The sequence below is a fragment of the Mesorhizobium sp. M3A.F.Ca.ET.080.04.2.1 genome (genome assembly GCF_003952525.1).
Taxonomy (GTDB): domain Bacteria; phylum Pseudomonadota; class Alphaproteobacteria; order Rhizobiales; family Rhizobiaceae; genus Mesorhizobium.
This window is the reverse complement of the sequence record NZ_CP034451.1, coordinates 4322546-4349431: the sequence shown is the minus strand read 5'-3', so window position 1 is coordinate 4349431 and position 26886 is coordinate 4322546. Positions and strand designations below refer to the sequence as shown.

28 protein-coding genes are annotated in these 26886 nt (G+C 63.8%); 10 read left to right on the top strand and 18 right to left on the bottom strand.

Annotated features, from left to right (window positions below):
- Positions 1-194: 194 nt before the first annotated feature.
- A complete protein-coding gene (locus tag EJ074_RS20770; RefSeq protein WP_095804574.1) occupies positions 195-1754 on the top strand; it encodes an alkaline phosphatase family protein in 1560 nt (519 codons plus the stop codon).
- A 50-nt stretch (positions 1755-1804) separates the two neighbouring features.
- On the opposite strand, the gene EJ074_RS20765 is transcribed toward EJ074_RS20770, so the two are convergent.
- Positions 1805-3121, bottom strand: a complete 1317-nt coding sequence (locus EJ074_RS20765) for a PRC-barrel domain-containing protein (protein WP_095804575.1) — start codon at positions 3119-3121, stop codon at positions 1805-1807.
- Between the two features lie 245 nt (positions 3122-3366).
- Between EJ074_RS20765 and EJ074_RS20760 the strand changes: the two genes are divergently transcribed.
- The gene (locus tag EJ074_RS20760; RefSeq protein ID WP_095804576.1) at positions 3367-4287 is read left to right on the top strand and encodes a diacylglycerol kinase family protein; all 921 of its coding nucleotides are present in this window, start codon (positions 3367-3369) and stop codon (positions 4285-4287) included.
- Positions 4288-4300: 13 nt separating this feature from the next.
- Here EJ074_RS20760 and EJ074_RS20755 read toward each other — a convergent pair whose 3' ends face one another.
- The 4 genes from EJ074_RS20755 to EJ074_RS20740 all read right to left on the bottom strand — a co-directional run bounded on the left by EJ074_RS20755 (position 4301) and on the right by EJ074_RS20740 (position 6240).
- A complete protein-coding gene (locus EJ074_RS20755) occupies positions 4301-4519 on the bottom strand; it encodes a hypothetical protein (RefSeq protein WP_348626968.1) in 219 nt (72 codons plus the stop codon).
- Between the two features lie 96 nt (positions 4520-4615).
- Positions 4616-5068 (bottom strand): phage holin family protein, encoded by a 453-nt coding sequence (locus EJ074_RS20750; RefSeq protein WP_095804577.1) that lies wholly within the window; start codon positions 5066-5068, stop codon positions 4616-4618.
- A gap of 5 nt (positions 5069-5073) precedes the next feature.
- Positions 5074-5400, bottom strand: coding sequence for a DUF883 family protein (locus tag EJ074_RS20745; RefSeq protein WP_095804578.1), 327 nt, complete (start codon positions 5398-5400; stop codon positions 5074-5076).
- Positions 5401-5478: 78 nt separating this feature from the next.
- Complete coding sequence (locus EJ074_RS20740; RefSeq protein ID WP_129553709.1) at positions 5479-6240, bottom strand: Crp/Fnr family transcriptional regulator; 762 nt, start codon at positions 6238-6240, stop codon at positions 5479-5481.
- Between the two features lie 244 nt (positions 6241-6484).
- Here EJ074_RS20740 and EJ074_RS20735 point away from each other — a divergent pair, with 244 nt between their 5' ends.
- Positions 6485-6805: a response regulator gene (locus tag EJ074_RS20735; protein ID WP_165349985.1), complete on the top strand. Its 321-nt coding sequence runs from the start codon at positions 6485-6487 to the stop codon at positions 6803-6805.
- Between the two features lie 33 nt (positions 6806-6838).
- Here the strand turns inward: EJ074_RS20735 and EJ074_RS20730 are convergent, their stop codons facing one another.
- Positions 6839-7390, bottom strand: coding sequence for an RNA polymerase sigma factor (locus tag EJ074_RS20730; RefSeq protein WP_095804581.1), 552 nt, complete (start codon positions 7388-7390; stop codon positions 6839-6841).
- A gap of 3 nt (positions 7391-7393) precedes the next feature.
- Entirely contained in the window at positions 7394-7597 is a 204-nt protein-coding gene (locus EJ074_RS20725; protein WP_095804582.1) for a NepR family anti-sigma factor, read from the bottom strand.
- Positions 7598-7822: 225 nt separating this feature from the next.
- Here EJ074_RS20725 and EJ074_RS20720 point away from each other — a divergent pair, with 225 nt between their 5' ends.
- The 6 genes from EJ074_RS20720 (at position 7823) to EJ074_RS20700 (ending at position 11238) form a co-directional block, all read left to right on the top strand.
- Positions 7823-8617 carry a response regulator gene (locus tag EJ074_RS20720; RefSeq protein ID WP_095804583.1) on the top strand — a complete coding sequence of 265 codons (795 nt, stop codon included), beginning with the start codon at positions 7823-7825 and terminating at the stop codon, positions 8615-8617.
- 173 nt (positions 8618-8790) lie between these two features.
- The gene (locus EJ074_RS20715; RefSeq protein ID WP_095804584.1) at positions 8791-8955 is read left to right on the top strand and encodes a DUF1328 domain-containing protein; all 165 of its coding nucleotides are present in this window, start codon (positions 8791-8793) and stop codon (positions 8953-8955) included.
- A gap of 153 nt (positions 8956-9108) precedes the next feature.
- Positions 9109-10140, top strand: coding sequence for a sensor histidine kinase (locus EJ074_RS20710; protein WP_165349984.1), 1032 nt, complete (start codon positions 9109-9111; stop codon positions 10138-10140).
- Positions 10141-10285: 145 nt separating this feature from the next.
- Positions 10286-10465 (top strand): hypothetical protein, encoded by a 180-nt coding sequence (locus EJ074_RS29810; RefSeq protein ID WP_095804586.1) that lies wholly within the window; start codon positions 10286-10288, stop codon positions 10463-10465.
- Positions 10466-10583: 118 nt separating this feature from the next.
- The gene (locus EJ074_RS20705; RefSeq protein WP_095804934.1) at positions 10584-10910 is read left to right on the top strand and encodes a hypothetical protein; all 327 of its coding nucleotides are present in this window, start codon (positions 10584-10586) and stop codon (positions 10908-10910) included.
- An 82-nt stretch (positions 10911-10992) separates the two neighbouring features.
- The gene (locus EJ074_RS20700; protein ID WP_095804587.1) at positions 10993-11238 is read left to right on the top strand and encodes a YMGG-like glycine zipper-containing protein; all 246 of its coding nucleotides are present in this window, start codon (positions 10993-10995) and stop codon (positions 11236-11238) included.
- Between the two features lie 114 nt (positions 11239-11352).
- Here the strand turns inward: EJ074_RS20700 and EJ074_RS20695 are convergent, their stop codons facing one another.
- The 4 genes from EJ074_RS20695 to xylF form a co-directional block, all read right to left on the bottom strand.
- Positions 11353-12975 (bottom strand): CHASE domain-containing protein, encoded by a 1623-nt coding sequence (locus EJ074_RS20695; RefSeq protein ID WP_095804935.1) that lies wholly within the window; start codon positions 12973-12975, stop codon positions 11353-11355.
- Between the two features lie 123 nt (positions 12976-13098).
- On the bottom strand, positions 13099-13899 hold the full coding sequence (locus EJ074_RS20690) for an ATP-binding cassette domain-containing protein (RefSeq protein ID WP_095804588.1): 801 nt from the start codon (positions 13897-13899) through the stop codon (positions 13099-13101).
- A 27-nt stretch (positions 13900-13926) separates the two neighbouring features.
- Positions 13927-15291: a sugar ABC transporter permease gene (locus EJ074_RS20685; RefSeq protein ID WP_095804589.1), complete on the bottom strand. Its 1365-nt coding sequence runs from the start codon at positions 15289-15291 to the stop codon at positions 13927-13929.
- A 241-nt stretch (positions 15292-15532) separates the two neighbouring features.
- Positions 15533-16573: a D-xylose ABC transporter substrate-binding protein gene (xylF, locus tag EJ074_RS20680; RefSeq protein ID WP_095804590.1), complete on the bottom strand. Its 1041-nt coding sequence runs from the start codon at positions 16571-16573 to the stop codon at positions 15533-15535.
- A 264-nt stretch (positions 16574-16837) separates the two neighbouring features.
- Here xylF and EJ074_RS20675 point away from each other — a divergent pair, with 264 nt between their 5' ends.
- On the top strand, positions 16838-18079 hold the full coding sequence (locus tag EJ074_RS20675; protein ID WP_095804936.1) for an ROK family protein: 1242 nt from the start codon (positions 16838-16840) through the stop codon (positions 18077-18079).
- 83 nt (positions 18080-18162) lie between these two features.
- Here EJ074_RS20675 and phoB read toward each other — a convergent pair whose 3' ends face one another.
- The 7 genes from phoB to EJ074_RS20640 form a co-directional block, all read right to left on the bottom strand.
- Positions 18163-18852, bottom strand: coding sequence for a phosphate regulon transcriptional regulator PhoB (phoB, locus tag EJ074_RS20670; RefSeq protein WP_010911896.1), 690 nt, complete (start codon positions 18850-18852; stop codon positions 18163-18165).
- A 19-nt stretch (positions 18853-18871) separates the two neighbouring features.
- Positions 18872-19573, bottom strand: a complete 702-nt coding sequence (phoU, locus tag EJ074_RS20665; protein WP_095804591.1) for a phosphate signaling complex protein PhoU — start codon at positions 19571-19573, stop codon at positions 18872-18874.
- Positions 19574-19591: 18 nt separating this feature from the next.
- Complete coding sequence (pstB, locus tag EJ074_RS20660) at positions 19592-20395, bottom strand: phosphate ABC transporter ATP-binding protein PstB (protein ID WP_095804592.1); 804 nt, start codon at positions 20393-20395, stop codon at positions 19592-19594.
- Complete coding sequence (gene pstA, locus EJ074_RS20655) at positions 20392-21243, bottom strand: phosphate ABC transporter permease PstA (protein WP_095804593.1); 852 nt, start codon at positions 21241-21243, stop codon at positions 20392-20394. The genes pstB and pstA overlap by 4 nt, the downstream gene beginning before the upstream one ends.
- A 3-nt stretch (positions 21244-21246) precedes the next feature.
- Positions 21247-22233 carry a phosphate ABC transporter permease subunit PstC gene (pstC, locus tag EJ074_RS20650; RefSeq protein ID WP_095804594.1) on the bottom strand — a complete coding sequence of 329 codons (987 nt, stop codon included), beginning with the start codon at positions 22231-22233 and terminating at the stop codon, positions 21247-21249.
- 64 nt (positions 22234-22297) lie between these two features.
- Positions 22298-23356, bottom strand: coding sequence for a phosphate ABC transporter substrate-binding protein PstS (gene pstS, locus EJ074_RS20645; RefSeq protein WP_095804595.1), 1059 nt, complete (start codon positions 23354-23356; stop codon positions 22298-22300).
- A gap of 479 nt (positions 23357-23835) precedes the next feature.
- On the bottom strand, positions 23836-26772 hold the full coding sequence (locus EJ074_RS20640; RefSeq protein ID WP_245420280.1) for a response regulator: 2937 nt from the start codon (positions 26770-26772) through the stop codon (positions 23836-23838).
- Between the last annotated feature and the right edge of the window lie 114 nt (positions 26773-26886).

The window sequence follows — 26886 nt, the reverse complement described above, 5'->3', positions numbered from 1 at the left end:
GCTGCGGCCCTTGCCGCTGTCCACGCCAATATGAGGATGGCACCGGCGGTGGCAAAGCCGCCAAACACAGAATGCACTGTGTCACAATAGTGAACGAATGCACTTCATATGTTCACCAATTCACCAATGGCTGCAACTTGCAACGGCTGCGAAATTGGGCTCCATGAGCCGCACACCTTCCCGAGGGAATCGATTTGGCCAACCGAACCAGCCGCCCGAATGTCCTCCTCATCACCTGCGATCAGTGGCGCGGCGACTGCCTGTCGGTTGCCGGCCATCCGGTGGTGAAGACGCCGAACGCCGACGCGCTCGCCGCCGAGGGCGTGCTGTTTCGACGCCATTATGGCGGGGCTGCGCCCTGCTCGCCGGCGCGCGCCTGCCTCTACACCGGTCTCTACCAGATGAACAACCGCGTCTGCCGCAACGGCACGCCGCTGGATGCGCGGCACGACAACATTGCGCTTGCGGCCCGCCGGCTTGGCTACGACCCGACCCTCTTCGGCTACACCGACGTCTCGCCGGACCCGCGCGCGCTGGCGCCTGACGATCCCCGGCTGACGACCTACGAAGGCGTGCTGCCTGGCTTCACCGTCCGGCAGTTCCTGCCCGAACACCAGAAGCCGTGGCTTTCCTGGTTGCGGGCACAGGGCATCGACAGCAGTGCCGGCTATCCAGGCATTCATCGGCCGCTCGGTCATCCAGAACCCGATGTGACCAGCGCCCCGCCCGTCTATTCGAAAGATCAGACGCCGACCGCCTTCCTGGCCGGCGAATTCGTCCGCTGGCTGGGCGAGCAGGAGCAGGGCGCGCCGTGGTTCGCGCACATCTCCTTCATCAGTCCGCATCCGCCCTTCATCGTGCCGGAATCCTACAACACCCTGTATGACCCGGCCGAAGGTCCGGCTTTTTGGCGGGCCGCAGACCGGCAGGCCGAGGCGCAGAGCCATCCCTACCTCGCCTACGACCTTGGCCGGCAGAAAAGAACGAATTTCGTTCCCGGCGTCGGTGGCAATGTCCGGGATTGGGGCGACGAGAATTTCCGCCGCATACGCGCCATCTATTACGGCATGATTTCCGAACTCGACGCGCAGCTTGGCCGCATCTGGAACGCGGTCCGGGCGGCGGGCGCCTGGGACGACACCGTGATCGTTCTCACCTCCGACCACGCCGAGATGATGGGCGACCATTACATGCTGGGCAAGGGCGGTTTCTTCGACGGCAGCTACCATATTCCGCTGATCGTCCGCGATCCTCGCCGGAGTGCGGCGGCTGGCACCTCCGTCGATCGCTTCACCGAGGCCGTCGACGTCTTTCCGACCCTGCTCGAGCTGACCGGCGCCGCACCCGAGCCGCACCTCGACGGCCGGTCCCTGGCGCCCTGGCTGGACGGCAGCGAACCTGCCGACTGGCGCGACGCCGCGCATTGGGAGTTCGATTTCCGCTCGGTCGCCGCCGGCGCAGCGGAGCGTCATTTCGGCATCGGACCACGCCACTGCAATCTCAGCGTGATCCGCACCGCGGAGTTCAAATATGTCCATTTCGGTGGCGGCCTGCCGCCGCTTCTCTTCGACCTGACAAAGGATCCGGGCGAGTTGGCCGACGTCGCCCGCGACCCGGCCTATTTGTCTGTGAGGCTTGAACTCGCCGAACGGCTGCTGGCATGGCGTGCCGAACACCTCGACCAGTCACTGGCGCTTGCCGAATTGACGGAGGCCGGCGTTGTCGGCCACGTGGCCAAAGCAATAGGGCAGTAGGTTCAGAATTTTCTTTGCCTACTGCCCTACTGCCTACTGCCTTAATTCACCTACTTCAGGATCATGCGCTGTTCGTCGCGCTTCTGGGCATAGGTGCCTTTGTCGTAGGCTGTCTGTGCCTGCAACTGATCCTTGGTGAAGTTGGTGTAGAGGTACTTGTTGCCGTCCTTGTCGGTCATGACCTTGAGCTTGTCCAAACCGAGTGCGACCTCCTTGGCGCCGATGCCGAGGAACCCGCCGACGTCGACGATCACCGCGTCCGGCTTGTTCTCGGGTGTCAGCACCACGTCGCCGATCGTACCGATCTTGGCGTCATTGGCGCCGTAGACGGTCGCTCCCTTCAGGTCCTCGCCCCTGATATTGCCCATCGGCATCTCCGTCAGGGTCGACTTGTCGATCGAGGCCGTCTGGGTCTCGTCGGTGGCGGACGTACCCGTTGTCGCGGCCGGAGCCGCAGGCTTGTTCTCGGCCGTCGTCTGGGCAGGCTTGGCCTGCTTATCGGTCGTGGTTTCGGCCGATGTCACGGCAGGGGTGGTCGTTGCCGGAGCATTGTTCGAAGCCGCGGTGGCCGGCGCCGGGGCCGGATCATAGGCCTTGCGGTTGAAATCCGCCTGTGCCTGCAGCTCTTCCTTGGTGGTCTCGGCCACCAGCCAGCGATCGCCGTTCTTCTCGGCCCACTTTGCCTTGGCAAAGTCGTAGGTGACGTTCTTTTCGCCCATGCCGAGGAAGCCGCCGACACCGATGACGAGCGATTCGGCCTTGCCGTCCTTGGCCAGCACGATGTCGTTCACGTCGCCGATCTTTTGGGCATCGTCCGCGGTGCCGTTGTAGACCGACTCACCCATGATGTTGGTGGCGAGATTGCCTTCGGCTTTCTTCACCGGTTCAGCCGGTTTGGCGGTTTCGGTGGTTGCGGGCTGTGTCGCATCGGTCGACTGCGCCGGCGGGGCCGGATCATAGGCCTTGCGGTCGAATGCCGGCTGAGCATTCAACTCATCCTTGGTTGTCTTGGCCACCAGCCAGCGGTCGCCGTTTTTCTCGGCCCATTCCAGCTTGCCGTAGTCGAAGGCCACGTCCTTCGTGCCGACGCCGAGAAACCCGCCGACTCCGATGATTGCCGACTTGGCCTTGCCGCTTTCATCGAAGATGACATCGTCGACCTTGCCGATGTTCTGGGCGTCGTCACCCGTGCCGTTATAGACGGATTCGCCGATGATGTTGCTCATCAGTGCGCCCTCCGCGCGCACAACGGGCGCGGGGTTCTCCGCGGCAGGGGGCTGAGCCGGCGCGGTGGTTGCCGTCTGGGCAAAGGCGCCCGTCGCAAGCAGCGTCGCAAGCGCTGTCGTCGCAAAAAGAGTGCGGATCATGATGGTCTCTCCTCGTGCCTGATTAGTGCACGCCGCACCCTGACCGGCCTCTGAAAACCAGGTCGGACGCGGCATCGTTTGACAGTTTCACAACGTCGTGAGCGGAGCGTTGTTCCAAAAAGAGCGTCGCTACCTGAGGCTGCGAGTTTCGGCTCGTTCCTGGAACCTTCGAACCGCCTCTCTCGTTTTCAGCCTGCGGCTGAGAGGCCGTTTTCGGCTATGGATCCACACAAACGGAGCGGGGCATGCGGTTTGCTGCAGTGCTGAACCAAAGCGGCGGCACGTTGCGCACGACCGATCTCTCTGCTCTGTCGGATCAGTTGCGCCAGACGCTGGAAGCGGCCGGACATTCGGTTCAGCTGGACATCGTCGCGGGCCGCGACGTCGCTGCCGCGCTGGAAAAGGCCATCGCCAACCCCGACATAGACGTCGTGCTTGCCGGAGGCGGCGACGGCACGATCTCGACGGCGGCATCGCTTCTCATGTACAAGCAAAAGGCCCTGGCCATATTGCCGGCGGGCACGATGAACCTCTTTGCTCGCGGCCTCGGTGTTCCCCAGACCCTGGATGCGGCCCTGAAATCCTTTGCCGACGGCGAGGTGAAGGCCGTCGACATGGCGACCGCCAACGGCCAGCCCTTCGTGCATCAGTTTTCGATCGGCATGCATGCCAGGATGGTCCAACTGCGCGAGAAAATGGATTTCGGCTCCCGCCTTGGAAAGATGCAGGCGTCGGTCCGCGCCGCCTGGGCGACGATCAAGAACCCGCCGGCCCTCAAGGTCACGCTGATCGTCGGCAACGCCGAGATCGTCACCCGAACCACCGGCATCGGCATCAGCAACAATCTGTTCGGCGAGGGTCATCTTCCCTATGCCGACAATCCGGCCGGCGGCGTGCTCGGCATCTATGTCAGCGTCGCGCGGCGGCGCCGCGATCTGGCGAAACTCTTCCTCGACATGCTGCGAGGCCGGTGGCGCGACAGCGAACATGTCGAAATCCACCAAGCCGACAAGGCGGTGCTCAAGATCCATTCGTCGACGAAGAAATTCCGTGCGGTGATGGACGGAGAGTTGGTCAAGCTGGAACGCGAGACGGTGATTGAAATCCATCCCGGCGCGCTCAATGTGCTGGTCCCCAGGAGCAGCACTCAGGCCAAGGCCGCCTAACCAGAAGATACGACTATTGGCTTTGGCCACTCGGAGCGGGCGCCTGTTCCGTACCCGGAGGCTGCGGAACGTGCTGCTGCTCGGTGGCTGGCTGCTTGATCATGACACCATAAATCTCTGCCACCCCCCAGGCGATGAAAACCAGCAGCAGTCCGGCGATGAGAATCCTCAGGGCGTGCCAGCCCCAATGCGCCTGGCGGGCTTTGTTCTCAGGAACGGTCTTCGTCATCATTGGCCTCCATGTGACGTGGCGGCGAAACGCACCTGGCGCGACATGGTCGGGTAACGACCCCTTTCCCCGAAGGTTCCCAATCTCCGGCTCTTCGCCCTATCCGGCTGGGTCCTTTGGCCCTGGCTTCACATTCTCGCGATAGATGGCATAGGCGACGAGCGCTATCGCGGGTGCAAGAACGGCGCCGAGGCCGCCCTTGCTCTTGGCAAGCGCCGGGAGCAGCGCGAGCGCCGCCGTCACCCCGACAGCCGTCATGTCGGTCTTGCGCCGGCGCGCCCGCCGCCGCGCGCGTATCCCTGCCGTCACGCGATGATACAACAGGATAAGCCCGGCTATGACGAGGAAGCCCACGCCGAAGCCGAAGGAAGTCGCCAATGGGCCATAGCGCTCGGCGAACCAGATATAAGCGGCGCCGATCAGGAAACCGAGGCCGCACAGAGCCAAGACACCGGCAAGCCCGTAAAGCATTGCCGTCGTGCGCGCTCGTTGGAGAGCCGCGAGAGCCTCGCCGGAGGCAAGGGCGGTAATGAGCGAAACCAGCGTCCCCATGCGCACTAGCGACGGGACAGCAGCGCGAACAGGAAGCCGACGCCAGCGGCTATCGCCAGTGAGGTCACCGGCTTTTCGCGAACGCTGGCCACGATTTGCGCTTCAAGGTCCTGGGCGCTGCCGCGCACGCTTTCGAACGCCGCTTCGCCTTGGGCGCGCAGTTGTTCGACGCCTTCGGCCGCCGCACGTCGTGCAGCGCCATAGCCATGTTCGCCGGTCTTTGCCAATTGCCTGGTGAGTTCTTCGATGTCGGCCCGCAATTGCCGGATGTCGGCTTCGAGATCGGCATTAGAGGGGGCATCTGATGAGGTTCTGCCTGCGGCGGTCGCCATCGCTTAACTCCTTGCGTTTGCTTCGGTTTCAACGTCGGATCGGCGCCAAGGTTCCCGCCCCCTCGGCTCGTGCTTTGCTCAAATCAGTGGCCGGCGCTGTTCACGCAAGCCTTCCCAGCGGGCGAGCCCTTTGAGCCCTTCATGATCGACCACCTCACAACCGCCATCACGCCACAGAATGAGCTTGCGGTCGATCAGTTTCCGGATCGTCTTGTTGGTGTGAACCAGCGACAGGCCGAGCGTATCGGCGATGTGCTGCTGCGTGATCGGGACCTGCACCGGCGTCTTGCCATTCAAGCCGGCGCCGCGCGCCCGGCTGGAGATGAAGGCGATAAGATAGGCGGCGCGTTCGAGAGCCGTGCGCCGTCCGATGCTGAGCAGGTTCTCGTCAAGCATGCGTTCCTCGCGCGATGCAAGCCAGGTGATGTCATAGGCAAGGCCGGGATGATTGCGGTAGAGCTCGTGCAATTGCTCGCGCTCGAAGACGCACATCAGCATCGGCGACAGCGCCTCGACGGAATGTTGCATCTCGCCCATCAGGCTGCCTTGCAGCCCGATCAGGTCGCCTGGCATCGAATAGTTGAGGATCTGCCGCCGCCCGTCCGGCAGCAGCTTGTAGCGGAAGGCCCAGCCGGAAAGCACCGTGTAGAGGTGCGCGCTATGGCTGCCTTCGACCAGCACTGTCGCGCCCTTGTCGACTGAAAGCTCCCCTCCTTTGAAGATGCTGACGAATGCCAGTTCCTGCTTTTCGAACTCGCGAAAGGCCGGCAGCGGCCGAAGCGGACACTTCTCACAGGGATATTGGCGGCTGGAAGGGAAGCGGGCGGTTTGGCTGGACATTTCGACCCCTCTTCGAAATTCCCGCCCCGCGGGAGATCGCTCCCTGTGGGGCGCATAGAAACGCTCCAGCCAAGCCGAGGTTCCGTATTCCTTGATGTCTCGCCTCAGCCATGTCTTTTTTAAATGACATGAGACCAAATACCGAGCATCACTGCTGACCTTGCATTTAGGAGTCCGCCGCCACGTGCCCTCATTGCTAGCCGGACTACGCATTCTGGTCCTGGAAGATGAATTCCTGATCGCCATGGATGTCGAACAGCTGTGCCGCGACCACGGCGCCGCCGAGGTCGCGATCGCGCGCGGTTTGACCGAAATCGACGAGCAGGAGCTGCCCGCACGGTTCGACGCGGCTGTCGTCGACCTGATGCTGGGCGGCACGTCGACGCTCGATTTCGCCGCCCGACTGCACACGGCCGGCATTCCGTTCGTTTTTGCGTCCGGCTATTCCGACTCGGATGATCTCAAGTCGGCCTTTCCAGAGATTCGGCTGGTGAGCAAACCCTATTCCGGCGAAGATCTGATCGCCGCCCTGGCGGCGGCCTGCGGGCGCGCCGAGGCCGCCTGAGCCGACATTGGGCGCAAGCCATGTCGACCGGGCTCAGGCGGCGTTCGAGCCTGTCACCTGCGCCGAGATGGCGTCGGGCCCATATTCGTCCTCGCCGGAAATCTTGAGGATCTCCTGCAGCCTGGCGCGGGCGCGGCTGACGCGGCTCTTGATCGTGCCGACGGCACAGCCGCAGATCTCGGCCGCCTCTTCGTAAGAGAAGCCGGACGCGCCGATCAGGATGATCGCTTCGCGCTGATCCTCCGGCAGTTGCTCGAGCGCGCCGCGAAAATCCTTGAGGTCAAGCTGGCCGTGCTGGGCTGGGTGCACGGCAAGCCTGGCGGTCATAATACCGTCGCTGTCCTGCACCTCGCGACCGCGCTTGCGCATCTGCGAATAGAATTCGTTGCGCAGGATCGTGAACAGCCATGCCTTGAGATTGGTGCCTGGCTGAAAGCTCTCGTGCTTGTCCCACGCCTTGACCAGTGTTTCCTGCACCAGGTCGTCGGCCTTGTCGGCGTTCTGCGTCAGCGACACCGCAAAGGCGCGCAGGCTCGGGATCGCGCCGAGCAACTCGGTCTTGAAGCTCTGGGAGACCGCCGCCATGCTTCAGTCCTTTTTCTGGGCGGGTTCGGCCTTTTCCAGCTGGCTGAGCAACTGAGCGAATCGATCCGGCACATGATCGGAGACCAGTTCGTCATAATATTGCTTGAGCTTGCGCCCGATCTCGGAGTTTGGCCCAAGCGGATCGCCATTGGCGAGCCGGCGCTTGTTTGCGGCGCCAGCCGTGATGTGTTTCGTCATATCTTTCATTTCGCCCTAATTCCCAGCACCCGAAACCGCTTCTGAAATCGATACGACATAAGGCAAGCGGCACCCTCGTCTGGTCGCCCATCCCGAAGCCCCGAAACGTGTTCCGACTAAATTAGTTCCACAAACATCGGAACTTTTTCTAAAAGTCCACGTTGGGTTGGCCGGGACTTGCAAATCCGCCAGGCCTGTAAAAGTGCAATACGTCATCTGAGGGAGACGTCCAATATGAGCCTTTCCGCAACCATCGCGCCTCACCTGCCGTTCCTGCGCCGCTTCTCGCGGGCCGTCTCCGGATCGCAGGAAAGTGGTGACGCGCTGGTCGCCGCGATGCTTGAAGCCATCATCGCCGATGTCGAGATTTTCCCGCAGGCGTCGAGCGACCGCATCGCTCTTTACAAGGTCTTTGCCCGGCTGTTCACCTCGGTGGCCATTCGCGTGCCGCAGGAGCATGCACAGACCGCCTGGGAGCAGCGGGCTGCCGCCAATCTGAATGCCATCGCGCCGCGGCCCAGGCAGGCCTTCCTGCTGGTTGCCGTGGAAGGCTTCAGCGAGGACGAGGCCGCGGAAATTCTCGACGCCGACGAGCAGGAGTTTTCCGAGCTGCTTGCCCAGGCCAGCAATGAGATTTCGCGCCAGGTCGCGACGGACGTGCTGATCATCGAGGACGAGCCGCTGATTGCCATGGACATAGAGGAGATGGTCGAAAGTCTCGGCCATCGCGTCGTCGGAACGGCGCGCACCCATGCCGAGGCGGTCGCCATGTTCGGCAAGACGCGGCCCAAGATGGTCCTGGCCGACATCCAGCTCGCCGACGGCAGTTCCGGCATCGAGGCCGTCAACGAGATCCTTTCTTCGACGCCGATACCGGTGATCTTTATCACCGCTTTCCCCGAGCGCCTACTGACCGGCGAGCGACCCGAGCCGGCATTCCTAGTCACCAAGCCGTTCAACCCCGACATGGTCAAGGCCTTGATCAGTCAGGCGCTTTTCTTCGATCGGCAGGCCAAGGCGGCCGCCTGATCAGGCGTTTTCGTTAGTGCGATTCTGACGCGCGCGGCGCGGCCTGCCGCGGGTTCGACGCGTTCGACATTTTCGATCTGGAAGAGCGTCGTGGGGGGTCCTCTTTTTCAGCGAATGGTGGAACAAACGGCACCGAGCCACGTTTTTCCCCCGACATAAGAAGGAGACGCATCATGCTGTACTGGGCGCTCGTGTTCCTTGTGGTTGCTATCATTGCCGGCGCGCTTGGGTTCGGCGGCATAGCCGGCACTTCGGCCGGTATCGCGCAGATACTGTTCTTCATCTTCCTGGCTTTCTTGATCATTTCGCTCATCGCCGGCCTGTTTAGACGGGCTTGACGGGATAGCGGCTGAACACTGGAAGCCGCACCCCTCAAACGGTTTCCAGCCACCGCCGGGCGGAGTCCTCCACGGGAAGCCGCCCGGCGGACCTTTTTGAGAACCCGTTTTCGAACAGAGCCGTTCAGCCTCCGTCGGGTGGACATACGATCGATGCGTTCCACGGGAGACAAAAGCCAAGATGATGTGCGCGAAAGCGAAGTCATTGCCATGCATCCCGCCGAAAGCGGCATGCAGCTCGGGCGAGCTCTCCTTCATGCCCTCCACAATGCAGGCATCTCCGTTCTCTACCAGGATCGCGAGATGAAGACGGTCTGGGCTCGCAACATGCGCGCGCCCTGGGCAGCGGACACCGCCGACGGAACCGATCAGATTCCTCCCGCTCAGGCCGAGCGAATCAAGGCCGCCAAGCGAAGGGTGGTTCAATCCGGCAATGCGGATCGGCTCGAGCTGAGCATCCCGGCAAGCGATGGCATACGCTGGTTCCATATCTGGATCGACGCCGACCGCAGCGAGGCCGGCGAGGTCCAGGGCGTCGTTACCACGATGGTCGAGACCACCGAGCAGAAACGGCGCGAACAGACGTTGAAGACGTTGCTGCGCGAAGTCAGCCACCGCTCGAAGAACCTTCTGGCCATCATTCAAAGCATCGCCAGCCAGACCGGACGCTACTCGGAAACGCTTGGTGACTTTCTGACCCGTTTTCGCGGCCGCTTGCAGTCGCTCGCCTCCTCGCAGGATCTGGTGACGTCATCCAACTGGCGCGGCGCCGCGCTCCGCGAGCTCATATCCGGTCAGGTCGGCCGCTATGGCGCGGACCCCAAGCGCAGCCTGCGGTTCGAAGGCGAAAATCCCTACCTCAACCCCAACGCGGCTCTGCACATCGGACTGGCGATGCACGAGCTTGCCGTGAACTCGGTGAGCTATGGGGCACTGTCGCGGCCGGGCGGCTATGTATCGGTCAACGCCAGGCTGGCCACGGCTCCCGGCGAGGCTCCCGCGTTGTGTTTGATCTGGAGCGAAATGATCGAACTCGACAAGCCTCACAACGAAAAGCGCTTCGGCAGCGTGGCCCTCGAGCGTGTCGTCCCAGCCTCGCTGAACGGCACCGCCACGCTTGACATCGGCGAGGGTCATCTCGAGTACCGTCTCACCGTCCCTCACGGCAATTTCGAAACGGACTGATTGTTCTCGTAATCCCGAGTATGACCGCCGAGGTGGGCGGCGACTTTAACCGGCTGTTCACCATAAAGTCCGATGCTGGGCTTCCCGACAATCGCTGCGGCCCATGCACCGGCAATCCCGGCCGTGCCGAAGCGCGATTGGGGAGATGGTGAACGTGATCGTTGCCGATATGAATAGCCTGGAGCAGGCCGCCCGCATCTCGATGGGCGGCGTCCAGGAGGTCGAGCCGCAGCCTCCGCCTCAGCCCTTTCTCCGTCCGCTCCGCCTCGGCGCTGTCGTGCTGCTGGCCGCCGTGGCGCTGCTGGCGGCCTGGCAGTTGACCTGATCGGGTTCGCCGGCTGCTTCGCAAGGCTCAAAGGGCAGGCTGAGGCAGCATGGGCAAGCCCTGGACGCGGAACCTTTACCAACTCGGCGTCGTTTCTGCGGCCGGAGGTTCTTCCGCCATGGAACACATCGCTGCCTTGCTGCTTGTCATCGGCTGTTCGAACGGCATGACCGATTGCCGGGAGCTGTCGGTGCCGGTGAGCGTCTTCGAGACCTTCGAGGAATGCACCGCCGAACGCCCCTTCGCGCTGGACGGCCTTCGGAGCAAGGCCCAGCATGTCATCGGTGAGTGCCTTGCCGTCGATCCGGCGCTGGAGGACGACTACGACCAGATCGCCTGGAACGTGCGCCCTGACGGCACCCTCGAGGCCTCGCTCCAGATCGCCGGCACGCTCATTGCGGCGAACGGCCCGCGCCCCGAAAAGGACTATCTTCACCAACAGTAAAATCGAGCAGGCAAAGCTCGTTTTTTCGTGCTAAACGGCTGCTGGCATTGCCAAAAGTTAGTTCAAAATGAGGGAGCATTTTATGCGGAAAATGATTATTGCCTTGGTTGCGGTCGTCGGTGTCAGCGGCTGCACTTCGACCGAGCGTGACGTCGGCGTGGGCGCCGGTGTCGGCGCTGTGGCCGGCGGCCTTATCGGCGGCACCAAGGGGGCGCTGATCGGCGCGGCCGTCGGTGCCGGCTCCGGTCTTCTGGTGCGCAACCTGCGCAATGGCTACTGCCAGTATCGCGATAATCGCGGCCGGATCTACACGGCCCGCTGCAACTAACTTCCGCTTCAGACAGACGCATCCATCCAGAGACCGGCGGGCCGGTCTCTGGATTTGCTTGCGCGGGAAAACTGCGTAGCGGTTTGCGCCCGGGCTGCGTGAGAACCGCGCTCTTCAGCCGGTCAGGGGGATTCTGATTTCCACCGTCAGGCCGTCGGCCTGGAAATCGCGCCTGATCGTGCCGCGCAATTCGCGGGTGACGTTGAGATCGATCAGCTTGGTGCCGAAACCGGTCTTGGCCGGTGTCTCCAGTTTTTTCTGGCCGGCTTCGCGCCAGTTGAGCACCAGGATCCGCTCCCGGCTACGCCTCTCGACGAACCAGTCGACCTTGAGCGCGCCGACCACATTGCCGGCTTCGCCATATTTCAGCGCATTCGTCGCCAGTTCGTGAAAGGTCAGGCCGAGCGCCTGTGTCGTGGTCTCATCGAGCATCACCTCGGGCCCCGACAATATGCCGTCCGGCAGTTCCTTGCCGAACACCTGACCGAGCTCGATGCGCAGCAGATCCCCGAGGTCGGCCTTCTGCCAGCGCGAACGCGTCAGCATGTCCTGCGAGGCCGCCATCGCTTGCAGGCGCGCCGAGAAGGATGACGAGAACTCCTTCACATCCGTGGCCTGCGATGCGGTCTGGCGCGCGATCGCAAGAACCCGCGTGATCGAGTTCTTGATGCGATGCTTCATCTCCTGCAGCATCAGATCCTTTTCGAGCAGGCTCTTTTCCGTCGTCTCATGCAGCAGCGACACGGCGTCGTAAGCGCGTTCCTGGTAGCGCGCCACCAAGGCGATGGCGCCGGCAAGCAGCAGTCCGAACAGACCGAGCATCACCGGCACCGCGCGGGAGGAAGGCAGCGAGAAGGCGCTCGTCGGCCTGAACAGCACGGTCCAAGGCCTGCCCGCCACGACGATCTCGCGGCGCGCCAGAAGCCTGTCGCCCAAGGCGTGCGCCGGAGGGGTCTCGGAGCGGAACAGCAGCTTGCCGGCCTCCGCCTTGCCGTCATAGATCTCGATGTTGACCGGCAGCAGCGGCGCGCGGCTGAGAGATGTCTGGAACAGCTCGCGCGCCCGGAAGGCGGCATAGAGGAATCCGGCCGTGGAGGAGCGGCTTGCATCGATGACATCCGGAGCGGTCTCCACATTGAGCCGCACGAAGACCAGAAAACCCGTGAAGGTCTGCGCGGCGCCCGTGCCCTGGCCGAGCTGGACGAGCCCGCTGGCATGCTGCCGGTCGTCGGCCATCGCCTTTTCGATCGCCGCCCGCCGGACCGGCTCGGTGAACATGTCGTAGCCGATGATCGACTGGTTGGATGTGTCGAGCGGTTCGAACAGCACGATCGGCGTGCGCCATTGCTGGGTCGTGGCGGGATAGACGGGATGCGCCGATCCGTGATCGCGCAGGATATCGCGCTCGACCGCCGCCTCATCGCCGGTCTTGGCCAGTCTCAGGAATCCGATGCCGCGCAGGCCGGCGAAATTGTCGTTGATATCGAGCGCGGTGAAGAACGCCTTGAATTCCCCGCGCGTGATCTCACCGTTGTTGGCATCGAACAGTGCCTGCGTGGAGCGCAGCAGCGACAAATGCAGGTCAATCCGGCTTTCGATGCGGTTGAGCGCGTCGTCGGCCGTTCCTTCGAACTTGATGCGCGCCGCTTCCTGGGTGGCGAAATAGGCGAATCCCGCCATCGTCAGGCTGATAAGCGCGACGGCGACAAAGGCAACGATCGGAAAGAGCTTTTTCAACGCAGGATGCGGCCCATGGACGGTCGTTGCCTTTATGGGCAAGTCTCCGCGCCAATACAATGGCGAGGCCAAATCATCGCGATGGCTGGCACACCGGCAACGCAATTAGCCGGCTAAATTACCTCAGGCCGCGATCTTCAGCGCTCCCGGTCCCGGTATGGCGCCGGGCGGGCATTTGCCCAGAATGATCATGCCGAGCACCTCGTCCTGGGTCACGTCGCCGGTGCGCGCGGTGCCGACGACCTGGCCGTTCTTCATCACGCAGACCCGGTCGGCGAGCTCGAACACGTCATGGATGTCGTGGCTGATCAGGAAGATGCCGATACCGTCGGCCTTGAGCTGCCGCACCAGCTCGCCGACCTGGGCGGTTTCCTGCGGGCCGAGCGCCGCTGTCGGCTCGTCCATGATCAGGATGCGGGCGTTGAACAGGATGGCGCGAGCGATCGCCACCGATTGCCGCTGGCCGCCGGAAAGCTTGACCACCGGCTCCTTGAAGCGCTGGAAACGCGGATTGAGCCGACCCATGACCTTGCGCGCCTCCGCCTCCATGGCCACGTCGTCGAGCGTGCCCCAGCCGGTCATCAGCTCGCGACCGAGGAACAGATTGGCGGCGGCATCGACGTTGTCGGCGAGCGCCAGCGTCTGGTAGATCGTCTCGATGCCGTATTTCTTGGCGTCGCGCGGGTTGGAGATCGATGCCTCCTCGCCATTGACGAAGATCTGGCCCGCATCGCGCTTGTAAGCGCCGGACAGGATCTTGATCAGCGTCGACTTGCCGGCGCCGTTGTGGCCGAGCAGCGCCACCACTTCGCCGGGGTAAAGATCGAGGGAGGCGTCGTCGACGGCGCGGATGCCGCCGAATGCGATCGAGATGTTGCGCATGTCGACCAGCGGAGCGCCGGCGGGGGCGGACTTGTCTGCCATGATCGTTCTCCTCCTCCTTCAGCCTGCTCAGACGCGCTTGCGGTAGATCGTGTCGAGCCAGACGGCGACGACCAGCACGCCGCCGACGACAATGCTTTGCAGCGGCGAGTCGACGCCGAGCAGCACCATGCCGGACTGCAGCGACTGCATCAGCAGCGCGCCGAGCATGGCGCCGAGCACGGTTCCGGAGCCGCCGGCAAGCGAGGTGCCGCCGATCACCGCCGCGGCGATGACCAGGAGCTCGTCAAGCGTGCCCAGCGCATTGGTCGAGGAGTTCTGCCGGGCGGACGAGATCGCCGCGGCGATCGTCGCCAGCACGCCCATGATCATGAACACCTTCATGGTGATCCAGCGGGTGTTGATGCCGGCAAGATTGGCCGCCTCCGGATTGCCGCCGATGGCGAAGACATAGCGCCCGAAGCGGGTTCGCTTGGTGATGAAGGTCATGATCAGTCCGACGGCAATCGCCATCAGCACCGGGATGGCTATGCCGTGGGCGATGAACAGACCGCCCTCGGGCACAGTGATGTTGTTGGCCGCCGCGTAGCGGTTCACGATGCCGACCGGCCACGGATATGAATTGGCGAGCCACACGGCACCCATGATGATCGCGCAGGTGACCGCACCGAGCAGCGCCTCGGCCCAGATCGGGCGCAGCGGGAAGCGGAAGCGCTTTCGCTGCACCCGGCCGTGAAACAGCATGAACACCACCGCCAGGCAGGCGACGACGCCCACGACCCAGCTCCAGCTGGCGCCGATCGAGCCTGCCGGTCCGCCGCCCATCAGCTGGAAGGTGGCGTCGAGCGGCGCGACGGTCTGGCCGCTGGTCACCCACCAGGCAGCACCGCGCCACACCAGCAGTCCGCCCAGCGTCACGATGAAGGCTGGAACATCGAGATAGGCGATGACGAAACCCTGGAAGGCGCCGATCAGCAGCCCGAGCGTCAGGCCGATCGCCAGTGCCAGCACCCAGACCCACGGATTGCCCAGTTCGAGTCCGACCATGCGCACCAGGAAATGCACCTGGGCAAAACCCATGACCATGCCGATCAGCCCTTCGGCCGAGCCGACGGAAAGGTCGATGTTGCGCATGACGATGACCAGCACCATGCCGGAAGCCATGATCGCCACGGCCGAGGTCTGAACCGACAGGTTCCACAAATTGCGCGGCGTCAGGAACGTGCGGCTGTCGAAATCGAACGGATTGACCCCAAGCCGCAGGCTCGAAATGACGTGCAGCCCGATCCAGATGATCAGCAGCGCGCCGACCATGCCGAGCATGCGCGTGTCGAGCTCGGTCGCCTTGAGGAAGCGCCCGAGGGCGCTGAGTTCGGAGGCACGCGCGCGATCCGCGGCCGGGTTGGCGGCGGCATCAGAGGTCGTATCGGTCATGATATCCTCCCACCGGCGTGCCGTCTGTCGCGAATTGCCGGACCACGATGCTAGGGCAGTTCCAGGAAAAACGCGCACGGTTTTTGCGTCCGGAATTGCGTGGAAACCAACGGCGGCGCAGTTCGGCGATCCTGCCGGACGCGTGCGCTGCCCGCATGGCTCTTCCCGCCCCGTTGAAGCGGAAAGTCCTTGGCAAACGCCGCGGCTTTTCTCGACCGCGGCGTGCTGTTCGGTCGGCTGGTTAGTTGCAGACCGCGACGCTGCCGGCGGCAACGCCCGCGCAGACCTCGTCCTTCTTGATCCAGCCGGCGTCGATGACGACGTTCAGATTGTCCTTGGTGATCGCGACCGGGGTCAGGAACACCGATTTGACGGTGTTGCCGCCGGGCGTGGTGAAGTCCTTGGCGCCGGGGATGTCGGCCATCTTCTTGCCGTCGGCCAGTTGCGAGGCGATCTCGGCGGCGTTCTTGCCGAGCTCGCGCGCATCCTTCCACACCGACACAGTCTGCGTGCCAAGCGCAATGCGATTGAGCGCGGCGTGGTCGCCGTCCTGGCCCGACACCGGAACGGTCCCAGCCAGCCCTTGCGCGGTCAGTGCCGCGACGACGCCGCCGGCGGTGCCGTCATTGGCGGCGACCACGGCGTCGATCTTGTTGTCGTTGGCGGTCAGGAACTGTTCCATGTTCTTCTGCGCATTGGCAGGCAGCCAGCCGTCGGTATAGGCCTCTCCGACATTCTTGACCTTGCCGCTGTCGATCGCTTCCTTCAGGACTTCCATCGAACCCGAGAACAGGAAATCGGCATTCGGATCGGAACCCGAGCCCTTGATGAAGACGTAGTTGCCCTCGGGCTTGGCCTTGAACACCTCGCGAGCCTGCATGCGCCCGACTTCCTTGTTGTCGAAGGTCAGGTAGAACACGTCCTTGTTTTCGATCAGCCGGTCGTAGCCGACGACGGGGATGCCTTCGTCCAGTGCCTTCTGCACCGCGGGCCCGATCGCCGAGGCGTCCTGCGCCAGGACGATCAGCGCGTTGGCGCCCTGCGAGATGAGGCTTTCGACATCGGTCAGCTGCTTGCCCGGATTGGACTGCGCGTCGGCGGAAATGTATTTGTCGCCGGCAGCTTCGATCGCCGCCTTCATCGCCGCTTCGTCGGTCTTCCAGCGCTCCTCCTGGAAATTGGACCACGAAACGCCGATGACCTTGTCCTTCGCCTCTGCGACCGGGGCCAACGTCATCGACATGGCGACGCCCGCCAGCATGGCGGCTGCGAATTTCTTCATGATATCCTCCCTGCGCCGTGCGTGGCGCGACCTAGTCTGGCCCGAAGGCCGGCACAAGGCTCTTTTTTTCGAGCCTCGAAAAAATACTGATCCAATGGCGGAGTGCTGTCAACTGCGATTCTGAGGGTTTTTGAGCTGACAGCAACTTTTTTTCGGGTTCCGCAATAAATAATGACAGCTTCGCCTGGTTCTGCCACTATCCACACCTGTCACCCGCTGCCCATGTCATCGGAAAGCCTGCGGTGACTGGGAGGAATGCAAACGATGTCGGTGGGAATCCGCCACGACGACCTGCGTCGGCGCAACCGTGCGATGGTGCTTGCGGCCGTGCGCCGGGGTGGGCAGCCGTCGCGCACGGAGATCGCCGCCACCACCGGGCTCAGCCATTCGACCATATCCGCGATCTCCTCCGACCTTATTCAGGAAGGCATACTCGCCGAGAGCAAGGCGAGCGAGGCGGCAGCGCTGAAGCGGGGGCGGCCACAGGTCGGCCTTGCCCTCAACCCCGAGGCGGCTGCGGTGGTCACGGTGGTGCTGTCGCTGAATTTCCTCTCCGTCGCCGTCATCGACTATGCTGGCCAGGTCATCGCCGAGGAGCAGCGCCGCCTCGACACTCTCACCCTGCCCCGCGATGAACTGATCGGCGAATGCACCGCAATCGTCCGGCGCCGGCTGGAGGACCCCGACCTCGACGTCAGCAGCGTCGCCCGCATCGCCATGGGCATCCAAGGCATCACCGATTCCCATGCCCGCTTGATGCTGTGGTCGCCGATCACGCCGCTGACCGACATTGCCTTTGCCGACATACTGGAACAGGAATTCGGCATCCCGGCCACCATGGAGAACGACTGCAACATGATGGCGGTGGCGCTGCAGTGGCGCGAACCCGAGCGCTACCGCGACAATTTCATCGCCATCCTGCTCTCGCATGGCATTGGCATGGGCCTGGTGCTGAAGGGCGAGCTGTTCACCGGCACCCATTCTTCGGGCGGCGAGTTCGGCCACATGATCCACCGACCCGGCGGTGCGCTCTGCCGCTGCGGGCGGCGCGGCTGCGTCGAGGCCTATGCCGGCAACTACGCGATCTGGCGCAACGCCATGCGGATGGGCGAGGATGCCGAGCCGGTCGACATCGGCGACGCCGACATGCGGGCTCTGGCGGCACGGGCACGCGAGAATGACGGCCCGGAGCGCGAAGCCTATCGCCGGGCGGGAGAGGCGCTGGGCTTCGGCCTCGGCAGCCTGTTCGCGCTGATCGACCCGGCGCCGGTCGCCATGGTCGGCGTCAGCGCCGCCGCCTTCGACCTGATCGAGCCGGCGCTGCGCGCAGCCATCGCCCAGACCGCCGGCGGCCAGCATTCGAAGTCGATTTCCTTCGACACCGAGCCGAATGAATTGCCGCTGATCCGCGAGGGCTGCGCCGTCCGCGCGCTGACCTTCGTCGACCAGGAGATCTTCGCGCCGGGCATCCAGGCACGGGCAGGCGCCGGAAAGAACGTGGCGTGAGCCAACGCTGCTTCGATAGATCGCCACCAATGCTGAAGGTTGGCCGGGCGCCCTCGAGGTCGGCATAAGGGTCGCCGCCGGACCTAATCCTCCCTTATCGCGTAGCCCGCCCCGCGAATGGTGCGGATGACATCCGGCATGCGGCCGTTGTTGACCGCCTTGCGCAGGCGCCCGACATGCACATCCACCGTGCGCTCGTCGATATAGATCGTCTCGCCCCAGACATTGTCGAGCAGCTGGCTGCGCGAGAACACGCGGCCGGGATGGCGCATCATGAATTCGAGCAGCCGGAACTCGGTCGGTCCGAGCCGGATCTCGCTCTTCTTGCGGTAGACACGGTGCGATTCACGGTCGAGCACGATGTCGCCGACCTTGAGCACGCTGGACAGCACCTCCGGCTTCGCGCGGCGCAGCAGCGCCTTGACGCGTGCCATGAATTCCGGCGTCGAGAACGGCTTGACCAGATAGTCGTCGGCGCCGGTCGACAGCCCGCGCACCCGGTCGCTCTCCTCGCCGCGCGCGGTCAGCATGATGATCGGCAGCCGCTCCGTCTCGGGCCGCATCCTGAGGCGCCGGCACAGCTCGATGCCGGAAACCGCCGGCACCATCCAGTCGAGCACCAGCAGATCGGGCACGTTCTCCTGCAGGCGGATCTCGGCCTCGTCGCCGCGCGTCACCACTTCGACCTGATAGCCCTCGGATTCGAGGTTGTAGCGGAGCAGCACGCCCAGCGGCTCCTCGTCCTCCACCACCATGATGCGTGGCGCGATCATTGGAAATTCACCCTTGTCGTCAGGCCGCCGGCGCCGACATCTCGTCCTGCTTCGGACGGTTTGCGGGCAATTGGGTGCCGGTCAGCACGTAATAGGCGTTCTCGGCGATGTTGGTCACATGGTCGCCGATGCGCTCCAGATTCTTGGCGCAGAACAAAAGGTGCGTGCAAGCGGTGATGTTGCGCGGATCTTCCATCATGTAGGTCAAGAGCTCACGGAAGACCGAAGTGTACTTGACGTCGATGCGCTCGTCGTCGTTGCGCAGCCTGGCGAGTGCCGCCGCGTCGCCCGCCGCATACTCCTCGATCACGCCCTGCACCTGGATCAGTACAAGCTGCGCCATGCCGTCGATGGAATGCGAGAGGTCGCGCGGCGCGGCGCTGACGCCGACGGTGCCGACGCGCTTGGCGATGTTCTTGGCGAGGTCGCCGATGCGCTCGAGGTCGCCGGCCATGCGGATGGCGCCGACCACATTGCGCAGGTCGTCGGCCATGGGCTGCCGCTTGGCGATCAGGGTGATGGCGCGGTCGTCGAGCTCGCGCTGGCGGGCGTCCATGATGGCGTCGTCGGAGACCACGCGCTGCGCCATCGCATTGTCGGAATTGAGCAGTGCCTTGGTCGAGGCGCCGACCATCGCGCCGGCAAGATCGCCCATGTCACGGATGAGCCGGCTGATCTGGGCGAGATCCTCGTCGAAGGAAGCGACCGTATGGGCCATGATTCATGTCCTCGTATGAGATCAGCCGAAGCGGCCGGTGATGTAGTCCTGCGTGCGCTTCTCGCGGGGCGAGGTGAAGATCTTCTCGGTGCGGTCGAACTCGACCAGCTCGCCGAGATACATGAATGCCGTCTGCCGGGACACGCGCGCCGCCTGCTGCATGTTGTGGGTGACGATGACGATCGTGTAGTCGGCCTGGAGTTCGTCGATCAGTTCCTCGATCTTGGCGGTCGACAGCGGATCGAGCGCCGAGGCCGGCTCGTCGAGCAGGATGACCTCGGGCTTCACCGCCACGGTACGCGCGATGCAGAGCCGCTGCTGCTGGCCGCCGGACAGGCTCTGGCCGCTGGCGTGAAGCTTGTCCTTGACCTCGTTCCACAATGCCGCGCGCTTCAGCGCCTGCTCGACGCGGCCGTCCATCTCGGACTTGCTGATCTTCTCGTAAAGCCGGACGCCGAAGGCGATGTTCTCGTAGATCGACATCGGAAACGGCGTCGGCTTCTGGAAAACCATGCCGATCTTGGTCCTGAGCAGGTTGAGGTCCTGCGAGCGGTCAAGGATGTTCTTGCCGTCGAGCAGCACCTGGCCCTCGGCGCTCTGCTTCGGATAAAGTTCGTAGATGCGGTTGAAGACGCGCAGCAGCGTCGACTTCCCGCAGCCCGACGGCCCGATGAAGGCGGTGACGCTGCGTTCGGGCAGCGTCAGGCTGATATCCTTCAGCGCCTTCGATTGGCCGTAGTAGAAGTTGAGGTTCTTGACCTCGATCTTGGCCTTCTCGACGGCTGCTTCGGCCACGTTCAAATCGGTGGACAACATCGGTTTCATCTGTCCTCTCTGCGTCCGGTAAGGCTGCGGGCGAAGATGCTCAGCCCGAGAACCGTCAGGGTGATTACGAGGGCGCCGGTCCAGGCCAGTTGCTGCCATTCCTCATAGGGGCTGAGCGCAAACTGGAAGATGGTCACCGGCAGGCTGGCCATCGGCGCGTTGAGATTGCTCGACCAGAACTGGTTGTTGAGCGCGGTGAAAAGCAGCGGCGCCGTCTCGCCGGAAATGCGGGCGATCGCCAGCAATATGCCGGTGACGATGCCCGACAGCGCGGCGCGATAGGCGACGGAGCGGATGACGATCCAGCGCGGCGCGCCGATCGCCGTGCCGGCCTCGCGCAGGGCGTTCGGCACCAGCAGAAGCATATCCTCGGTGGTGCGCACGACCACCGGAATCACCAGAATGGCAAGCGCGAAGGCGCCGGCGATGGCCGAGAAATGCCCCATCGGCCGGACCAGGAGCTCATAGACGAACAGGCCGACGATGATCGAGGGCGCCGACAGAAGGATGTCGTTGATGAACCGCACCACCGTGGTGAGCTTCGAGAAGCGCCCGTACTCGGCCATGTAGGTTCCGGCGAGCACGCCGATCGGCGTGCCGACGACGATGCCGATGATCGTCATCACGATGCTGCCGTAGATGGCGTTGAGCAGGCCGCCCGCATCGCCGGGCGGCGGCGTCATCTCGGTGAAGACGGACAGTGAGACGCCGGATAGGCCCTTGTAGAGGAGCGCGCCAAGGATCAGCGCCAGCCAGGCAAGGCCGATGCCGGCCGCGACGACGCAAAGCGTCATCATCACGGCATTCCTGCGCTTACGGCTTTGGTGGAGCGACGTGGCTGTCGACATCGGTCAGGCTCCCGTGCGGCTATCCATGCGCAGCAGCATGTAGCGCGCCATGGCGAGGATCAGGAAGGTGATGATGAACAGGATCAGGCCGAGCCCCACCAGCGAGGACGTGTAGAGGTCCCCGTCCGCTTCCGTGAACTCGTTGGCGATGGTCGCCGAGATCGTCGTGCCCGGCGCGAACAGCGAGGCGCTGATGCGATGGGCATTGCCGATGACGAAGGTGACGGCCATGGTCTCGCCGAGCGCGCGGCCAAGACCGAGCATGACACCGCCCATGATGCCGACGCGGGTGTAGGGGATGACGACGCGCCGCGTGACCTCCCAGGTCGTGCAGCCGATACCGTAGGCCGATTCCTTCAGCACCGCCGGAACCGTGTCGAAGACGTCCTTGGTGATCGAGGTGATGAAGGGCAGCACCATGATGGCAAGGATCAGCGCCGACGTCAGCAGCCCGATGCCATAGGGCGGACCGGCGAACAGGCTGGAGAGCCCCGGCACGTGGTGGAACAGGTTGATGATGAAAGGCTGCACCGTCGTCTGCAGGAACGGCGCGAAGACGAACAGGCCCCAGATGCCGTAGATGATCGAGGGAATGCCGGCGAGCAGCTCGACGGCGATGCCGATCGGGCGCCTGAGGGGGCGCGGGCAGAGCTCGGTCAGGAAGATGGCGATGCCGATACCGATCGGAACGGCAATCAGGATGGCGATCGCCGCGGTGACGACGGTGCCGTAGATCGGCGCCAGAGCGCCGAAGTTCTCCTTGACCGGATTCCAGGACTCGGTCGTCAGGAACGAAAAACCGAACTTCGACAGCGCCTGCCATGAGCCGGCAAAGAGCGAGATGGCGACGCCGCCCAGGATGAGCAGCACGAGGACGGCCGAAAGGCGCGTCGCCGTGCGGAAGATCACGTCGGTAAGGGCGAAGCGCCGGACCGTTGCTTCCCTGGTCCGCATGGCGGCCGACGTCATGGCTTCGGAAACGGCTGTCATCTAGCCCCTCGCATTTGGAAAGGAGAAACGGGAGGGCGCCGGAAGCGCCCTCCTGTTCCGGAAATTACATTCCCGAGTAGAGCGGCTTGCCGTCGTTGTCGACGATGTCCTTGCCCCACATCTCCTCGACGCTCTTCACGACCGCATCGGGCATCGGGACATAATCGAGCTCCCCAGCCATGTCGTCGCCCTTGCCGTAGGACCAGGCGAAGAACTTGAGCGCTTCGGTCGTCGCCGCCGCATCGTCGGGCTTCTTGTAGACGAGGATCCAGGTGGCGGAGGTCATCGGCCAGGATTCGGCACCTGCCTGGTTGGCAAGGATCACGCCGTAGCCCGGCTGCGAGTTCCAGTCGGCGTTGGCCGCGGCAGCCGAGAAGGCCGCTGCGGTCGGCTCGACCTTCTTGCCGTCCTTGTTGACCATGTCCGTATAGGTCAGCTTGTTCTGCTTGGCGTAGGCATATTCGACATAGCCGATCGCGCCGCCGGTCTGCGACACGTTGTTGGCGACGCCTTCATTGCCCTTGGCACCGATGCCCACCGGCCATTCGAGCGCCTTGTCGACGCCGACCTTCGACTTCCACTCGGCGCTGACGTCGGCCAGGTAGTAGCTGAAGTTGAAGGTGGTGCCCGAGCCGTCGGAACGGTGGACGACCGCGATTGCCTGGTCGGGCAGCTTCAGATCGGGATTGAGCTTCTTGATCGCCTCGTCGTTCCAGTTGGCGATCTTGCCGATGAAGATGTCGGCCAGGGTCGGGCCGTCGAGCACGAGCTCGCCCGGCTTGATGCCTTCGAGATTGACGACCGGAACGATGCCGCCCATCACCATCGGGAACTGCGCGAGCCCGGTGGACTCCAGTTCATCGCCCTTCAGCGGCGCGTCGGAAGCGCCGAATGTCACGGTCTTTGCCTTGATTTGCTTGATGCCGCCGCCCGAGCCGATCGACTGGTAGTTGAGACCGACGCCGGTCTCCTTCTTGTAGGCATCGGCCCACTTCGCGTAGATCGGATAGGGGAAGGTGGCGCCGGCACCCGAGATGTCCGCGGCCCAAGCGGCGGACAGGGTGAGCGTGGACGCCGTAGCCATTGCAATCGCAACGGCCGCCGAGCGGATGAAATGTCTCATGTGGCCTGCTCCTGTTCAGAAATATTGTCTCTCGGCACCGTCGTCTGCCGGCGCCCGCCGTGGCCAATAGCTTCCGATTATTACAGTCGCATGACAGTTTCGTGTCAGCGCGATAACGTCCGCACGGCGGCGCCCGCGCCATTCCCACGGCCCAGCCAAAGTTCGCTTCCAGAATCAGTAACTTGCGTCGCCTTTGAAGAAAAATTTATTCCGGCGGCCGGTCTGCGGCCGCCGGAATAATAAAAACCGGGCGAGAGCGCGTCGCATGAATGCCAGAGCGTGTCATGGCCAAGCCTTCGCCGAAAACAGGTCCGTTGGGGTAGAGTCGACGCTGTTTCTTGACCGGCGGTCGCTGCTCCCGCCCGTAACCGAAAGGCGGAATCGATGCAGCCATTGTCCAGACTTGGTGCTCGCTTGGTATGGTGCGATCGCACCATACGCATACGTCAACCTCGCGCGACGGTCGGCGAGCCGCGTTGTTAGCCGGCGCTGCGCCGCGCTTGCTCGTCGTTGTCCAGCCAACGCTCGAGCTTCTCGAGCAGCGCGCGCGGGCTGATCGGCTTCGGCAGGTAATCGTCCATCCCGGCCTCGAGGCAACGCTCGCGATCGCCCTTGAGCGCATGCGCGGTGACGCCGACGATCGGCACATGCGTGTCCGTCTCCGCCTCGAGCTGCCGGATGGCGGCAGTCGCCTCGAGGCCGTTCATCTCCGGCATCGACAGATCCATCAGGATCATGCGCGGGTTGAGCCGGCTGAAGGCATCGATCGCCTTGCGTCCGTTGCCGACGATCTCGAATCCATAGCCGGTCTCGCCGAGGATCTGCGTGAACACGAGCTGGTTCACCTCATTGTCCTCGGCAACGAGAATATCGAGGCCGGTTTCCCCATTGGTCGGGCGCGGTCGGGCGCGGGTCGGCGGCGGCTGCAGCAGGGCGCGGTCCGAGGCCGCCTGCGCCGCGGAGGTCTGCGAGCCGGGTCCCGCCGACATCGGCGGACGAGTGCCTGTGCTGTGGCGGTGACGCTGGATGGTGGACACCAGCGTCTCAAGCAGGATGGAGGAGCGCGCCGGCTTGATCAGCTGCGCATCGATGCCGAGGTCGCGATAGCTCGTGTTGGCAAGCGACTGGTCGACCGAGGTCAGCATGATGATCGGGGTATTGGCGAGGCCATCGTTGTTGCGCACGATCCGCGCCGTCTCCGCGCCGCTCATGCCCGGCATCTGGTAGTCGAGCACGATGCAATCGACCGGCACGCCATAGGCGGCGGCGGCGATCAGCACCTTGAGGCCTTCGGCGCCGCTTTCCGCCGCGCAGGAATCGAATGTCCATGAGGCCATCTGCTCGCTGAGGATCGACCGGTTGACGGCATTGTCGTCGATGATCAGCACCCGCGCGCCGGTCACGTCCACCGGCATGACCCGCTGCCCGCCCTGCTGCATGGCGCGCGGCAGCGTCACCGTGAACCAGAAGGTCGAGCCCCTGCCTTCGGCGCTGTCCACGCCGATCTCGCCGCCCATCAATTCGACCAGCCGCGAGGTGATGGCAAGGCCGAGGCCGGTGCCTTCGTGCCGTCGCGTCGATGATGTATCGACCTGGCTGAACTTCTCGAACACCAGCTTGAGCTTGTCTTCCGGAATGCCGATGCCGGTATCGGTGACCGAGATGGTGAGCCTCGTCCCCATTGGCACGGGCTCGCCGGTGACATCGACCAGGACATGGCCTTCGTCGGTGAATTTCACCGCATTGCCGAGCAGGTTGGTGACGATCTGCCTGATACGGCCGACATCGCCGATGAACTGGCCGTCGAGGCCGGGCTGCACGCGCACGATGAGCTCGAGATCCTTCTCCTTGGCGCGCGTCGACACCAGTGTCGCCACGTCCTCGATCGCCTCAGCGAGATTGAACGGCGCCGGGTCGAGCACCAGCTGGCCGGCGTCGATCTTGGAGAAATCGAGGATGTCGTTGATGATCGTCAGCAGCGCGTTGCCCGACTTGACGATGATGTCGGTGAAGGTCTTCTGCTTCGGATCGAGCTCGGACTTGGCCAGCAGTTCTGCCATGCCGAGCACGCCGTTCATCGGCGTGCGGATCTCGTGGCTCATATTGGCCAGGAATTCCGATTTGGCGCGGTCGGCGAGCACGGCGCGCTGCCGCGCCTCGCTGAGCTCCGCCTCGCGCTGCTTCAGCTCCGTGATGTCGGTGGTCGATCCGATCAGGTAGAGCGACCCGTCGGAAGCAATCATCGCGCCTTTGCGCGCGAACTGGTGCCGCACGCTGCCGTCCGGCAATGTCACGGTCTCCTCGGTTTCCTGCGTCTCGCCGGTGCGCAGCACCGCTAGATCGCTCGCCACGAAGGCTTCGCCGTCCGGCCCGAAGATCTCGACATCGGTCCTGCCGATCGCCTCGTCCTTGCTGAAGCCGGTAAGGTCGCACCAGCCCTGGTTGACGTAGAATTGCCTGAGGTCCGAGCGCTTGGCGTAAATCGACACCGGCACGTTGTCGATGAGGCTGCGGAACACCTCGTTCTCGCGCATGCTTTCCTTGAGCGCCCGCTCTCGCGCCTTGACCTCGGTGATGTCGGTGCTGGAACCGACCAGGTGCACCGTGCCGTCGATCGCCACGAGGCGGCTTTTGCGGGTCATCAATTGCCGGACCGTTCCATCGCGATGGGTGACCGGCTCCTCGACCTCCCGCCCCTTGCCGGTGGTCATGACCTCGGTATCGTCATGGCTGTAGCTTTCGGCATCGTCGGTGCCGAACAGCTGGCGGTCCGTCTTGCCGATGACGTCTTCCTTGGCGATGCCGGTCAGCGCGCACCAGGCCTTGTTGACGAACTCGATGCTGAGGTCCTCGGCCTTGATGAATGCCGCCACCGGCAGCTCGTCCATGACGTGCCGGTAGAGATCGGTCTGGCGCATCGAATCGTGCAGCGCCTTTTCGCGGTTTTTGATGTCGGTGATATCGATATAGGAAATCAGCCGCTTGCCGTGGGCAAGCGGTGCCAGCGATGCAATCAGCGTGCGGCCGTCATTGCGCGGCAACTCCCTGGAGCCCGTCGCGCCGGCCGTGATCTCGGCCTCACGCTCGGCAATGTGGCGCTGCCAGGCCGCCTCCTCGGTGCCGTATGGGTCGGCATCGCGGGTCGCCTCCATCAATTCGCGGAAAGTGCAGCCAACCATGGCGCGACGCGGATCGACCTTCCAGAAATCGTAGAAGGCCCTGTTGATGATCTCTACCTTGAGACTGCCATCGAGGACGATGACCCCGATCGGCATCGAATCGACCATCAGGCGAAGATCGGTGAGTGCCTGCGAAATGCCGGCTGCGTGCTGTTCATGGGCAGGGCACACCACTTCCTTGCCGCGCGGAAAATCGCGCGTATCGCTCGCCCCGAACGTTTCGTCCCTACCCGCCATTCCCACCCCCAGGCTGATCCTTCCGGGTCCGTCGGCGGAATGTGCCCGACAAGCATTAACGATCCGCTAACCTTAACGATTCGCAACCAGACACGCGGCCGCTCGTTTCGGACG

Coding starts and splice junctions, on each gene's coding strand:
- EJ074_RS20765 (WP_095804575.1), bottom strand. CDS start 3,121: ATGATCCGCACTCTTTTTGCGACGACAGCGCTTGCGACGCTGCTTGCG.
- EJ074_RS20760 (WP_095804576.1), top strand. CDS start 3,367: ATGCGGTTTGCTGCAGTGCTGAACCAAAGCGGCGGCACGTTGCGCACG.
- EJ074_RS20755 (WP_348626968.1), bottom strand. CDS start 4,519: ATGATGACGAAGACCGTTCCTGAGAACAAAGCCCGCCAGGCGCATTGG.
- EJ074_RS20750 (WP_095804577.1), bottom strand. CDS start 5,068: ATGGGGACGCTGGTTTCGCTCATTACCGCCCTTGCCTCCGGCGAGGCT.
- EJ074_RS20745 (WP_095804578.1), bottom strand. CDS start 5,400: ATGGCGACCGCCGCAGGCAGAACCTCATCAGATGCCCCCTCTAATGCC.
- EJ074_RS20740 (WP_129553709.1), bottom strand. CDS start 6,240: ATGTCCAGCCAAACCGCCCGCTTCCCTTCCAGCCGCCAATATCCCTGT.
- EJ074_RS20735 (WP_165349985.1), top strand. CDS start 6,485: ATGGATGTCGAACAGCTGTGCCGCGACCACGGCGCCGCCGAGGTCGCG.
- EJ074_RS20730 (WP_095804581.1), bottom strand. CDS start 7,390: ATGGCGGCGGTCTCCCAGAGCTTCAAGACCGAGTTGCTCGGCGCGATC.
- EJ074_RS20725 (WP_095804582.1), bottom strand. CDS start 7,597: ATGAAAGATATGACGAAACACATCACGGCTGGCGCCGCAAACAAGCGC.
- EJ074_RS20720 (WP_095804583.1), top strand. CDS start 7,823: ATGAGCCTTTCCGCAACCATCGCGCCTCACCTGCCGTTCCTGCGCCGC.
- EJ074_RS20715 (WP_095804584.1), top strand. CDS start 8,791: ATGCTGTACTGGGCGCTCGTGTTCCTTGTGGTTGCTATCATTGCCGGC.
- EJ074_RS20710 (WP_165349984.1), top strand. CDS start 9,109: ATGCGTTCCACGGGAGACAAAAGCCAAGATGATGTGCGCGAAAGCGAA.
- EJ074_RS29810 (WP_095804586.1), top strand. CDS start 10,286: ATGGTGAACGTGATCGTTGCCGATATGAATAGCCTGGAGCAGGCCGCC.
- EJ074_RS20705 (WP_095804934.1), top strand. CDS start 10,584: ATGGAACACATCGCTGCCTTGCTGCTTGTCATCGGCTGTTCGAACGGC.
- EJ074_RS20700 (WP_095804587.1), top strand. CDS start 10,993: ATGCGGAAAATGATTATTGCCTTGGTTGCGGTCGTCGGTGTCAGCGGC.
- EJ074_RS20690 (WP_095804588.1), bottom strand. CDS start 13,899: ATGGCAGACAAGTCCGCCCCCGCCGGCGCTCCGCTGGTCGACATGCGC.
- EJ074_RS20685 (WP_095804589.1), bottom strand. CDS start 15,291: ATGACCGATACGACCTCTGATGCCGCCGCCAACCCGGCCGCGGATCGC.
- xylF (WP_095804590.1), bottom strand. CDS start 16,573: ATGAAGAAATTCGCAGCCGCCATGCTGGCGGGCGTCGCCATGTCGATG.
- EJ074_RS20675 (WP_095804936.1), top strand. CDS start 16,838: ATGTCGGTGGGAATCCGCCACGACGACCTGCGTCGGCGCAACCGTGCG.
- phoB (WP_010911896.1), bottom strand. CDS start 18,852: ATGATCGCGCCACGCATCATGGTGGTGGAGGACGAGGAGCCGCTGGGC.
- pstB (WP_095804592.1), bottom strand. CDS start 20,395: ATGAAACCGATGTTGTCCACCGATTTGAACGTGGCCGAAGCAGCCGTC.
- pstA (WP_095804593.1), bottom strand. CDS start 21,243: ATGTCGACAGCCACGTCGCTCCACCAAAGCCGTAAGCGCAGGAATGCC.
- pstC (WP_095804594.1), bottom strand. CDS start 22,233: ATGACAGCCGTTTCCGAAGCCATGACGTCGGCCGCCATGCGGACCAGG.
- pstS (WP_095804595.1), bottom strand. CDS start 23,356: ATGAGACATTTCATCCGCTCGGCGGCCGTTGCGATTGCAATGGCTACG.
- EJ074_RS20640 (WP_245420280.1), bottom strand. CDS start 26,772: ATGGCGGGTAGGGACGAAACGTTCGGGGCGAGCGATACGCGCGATTTT.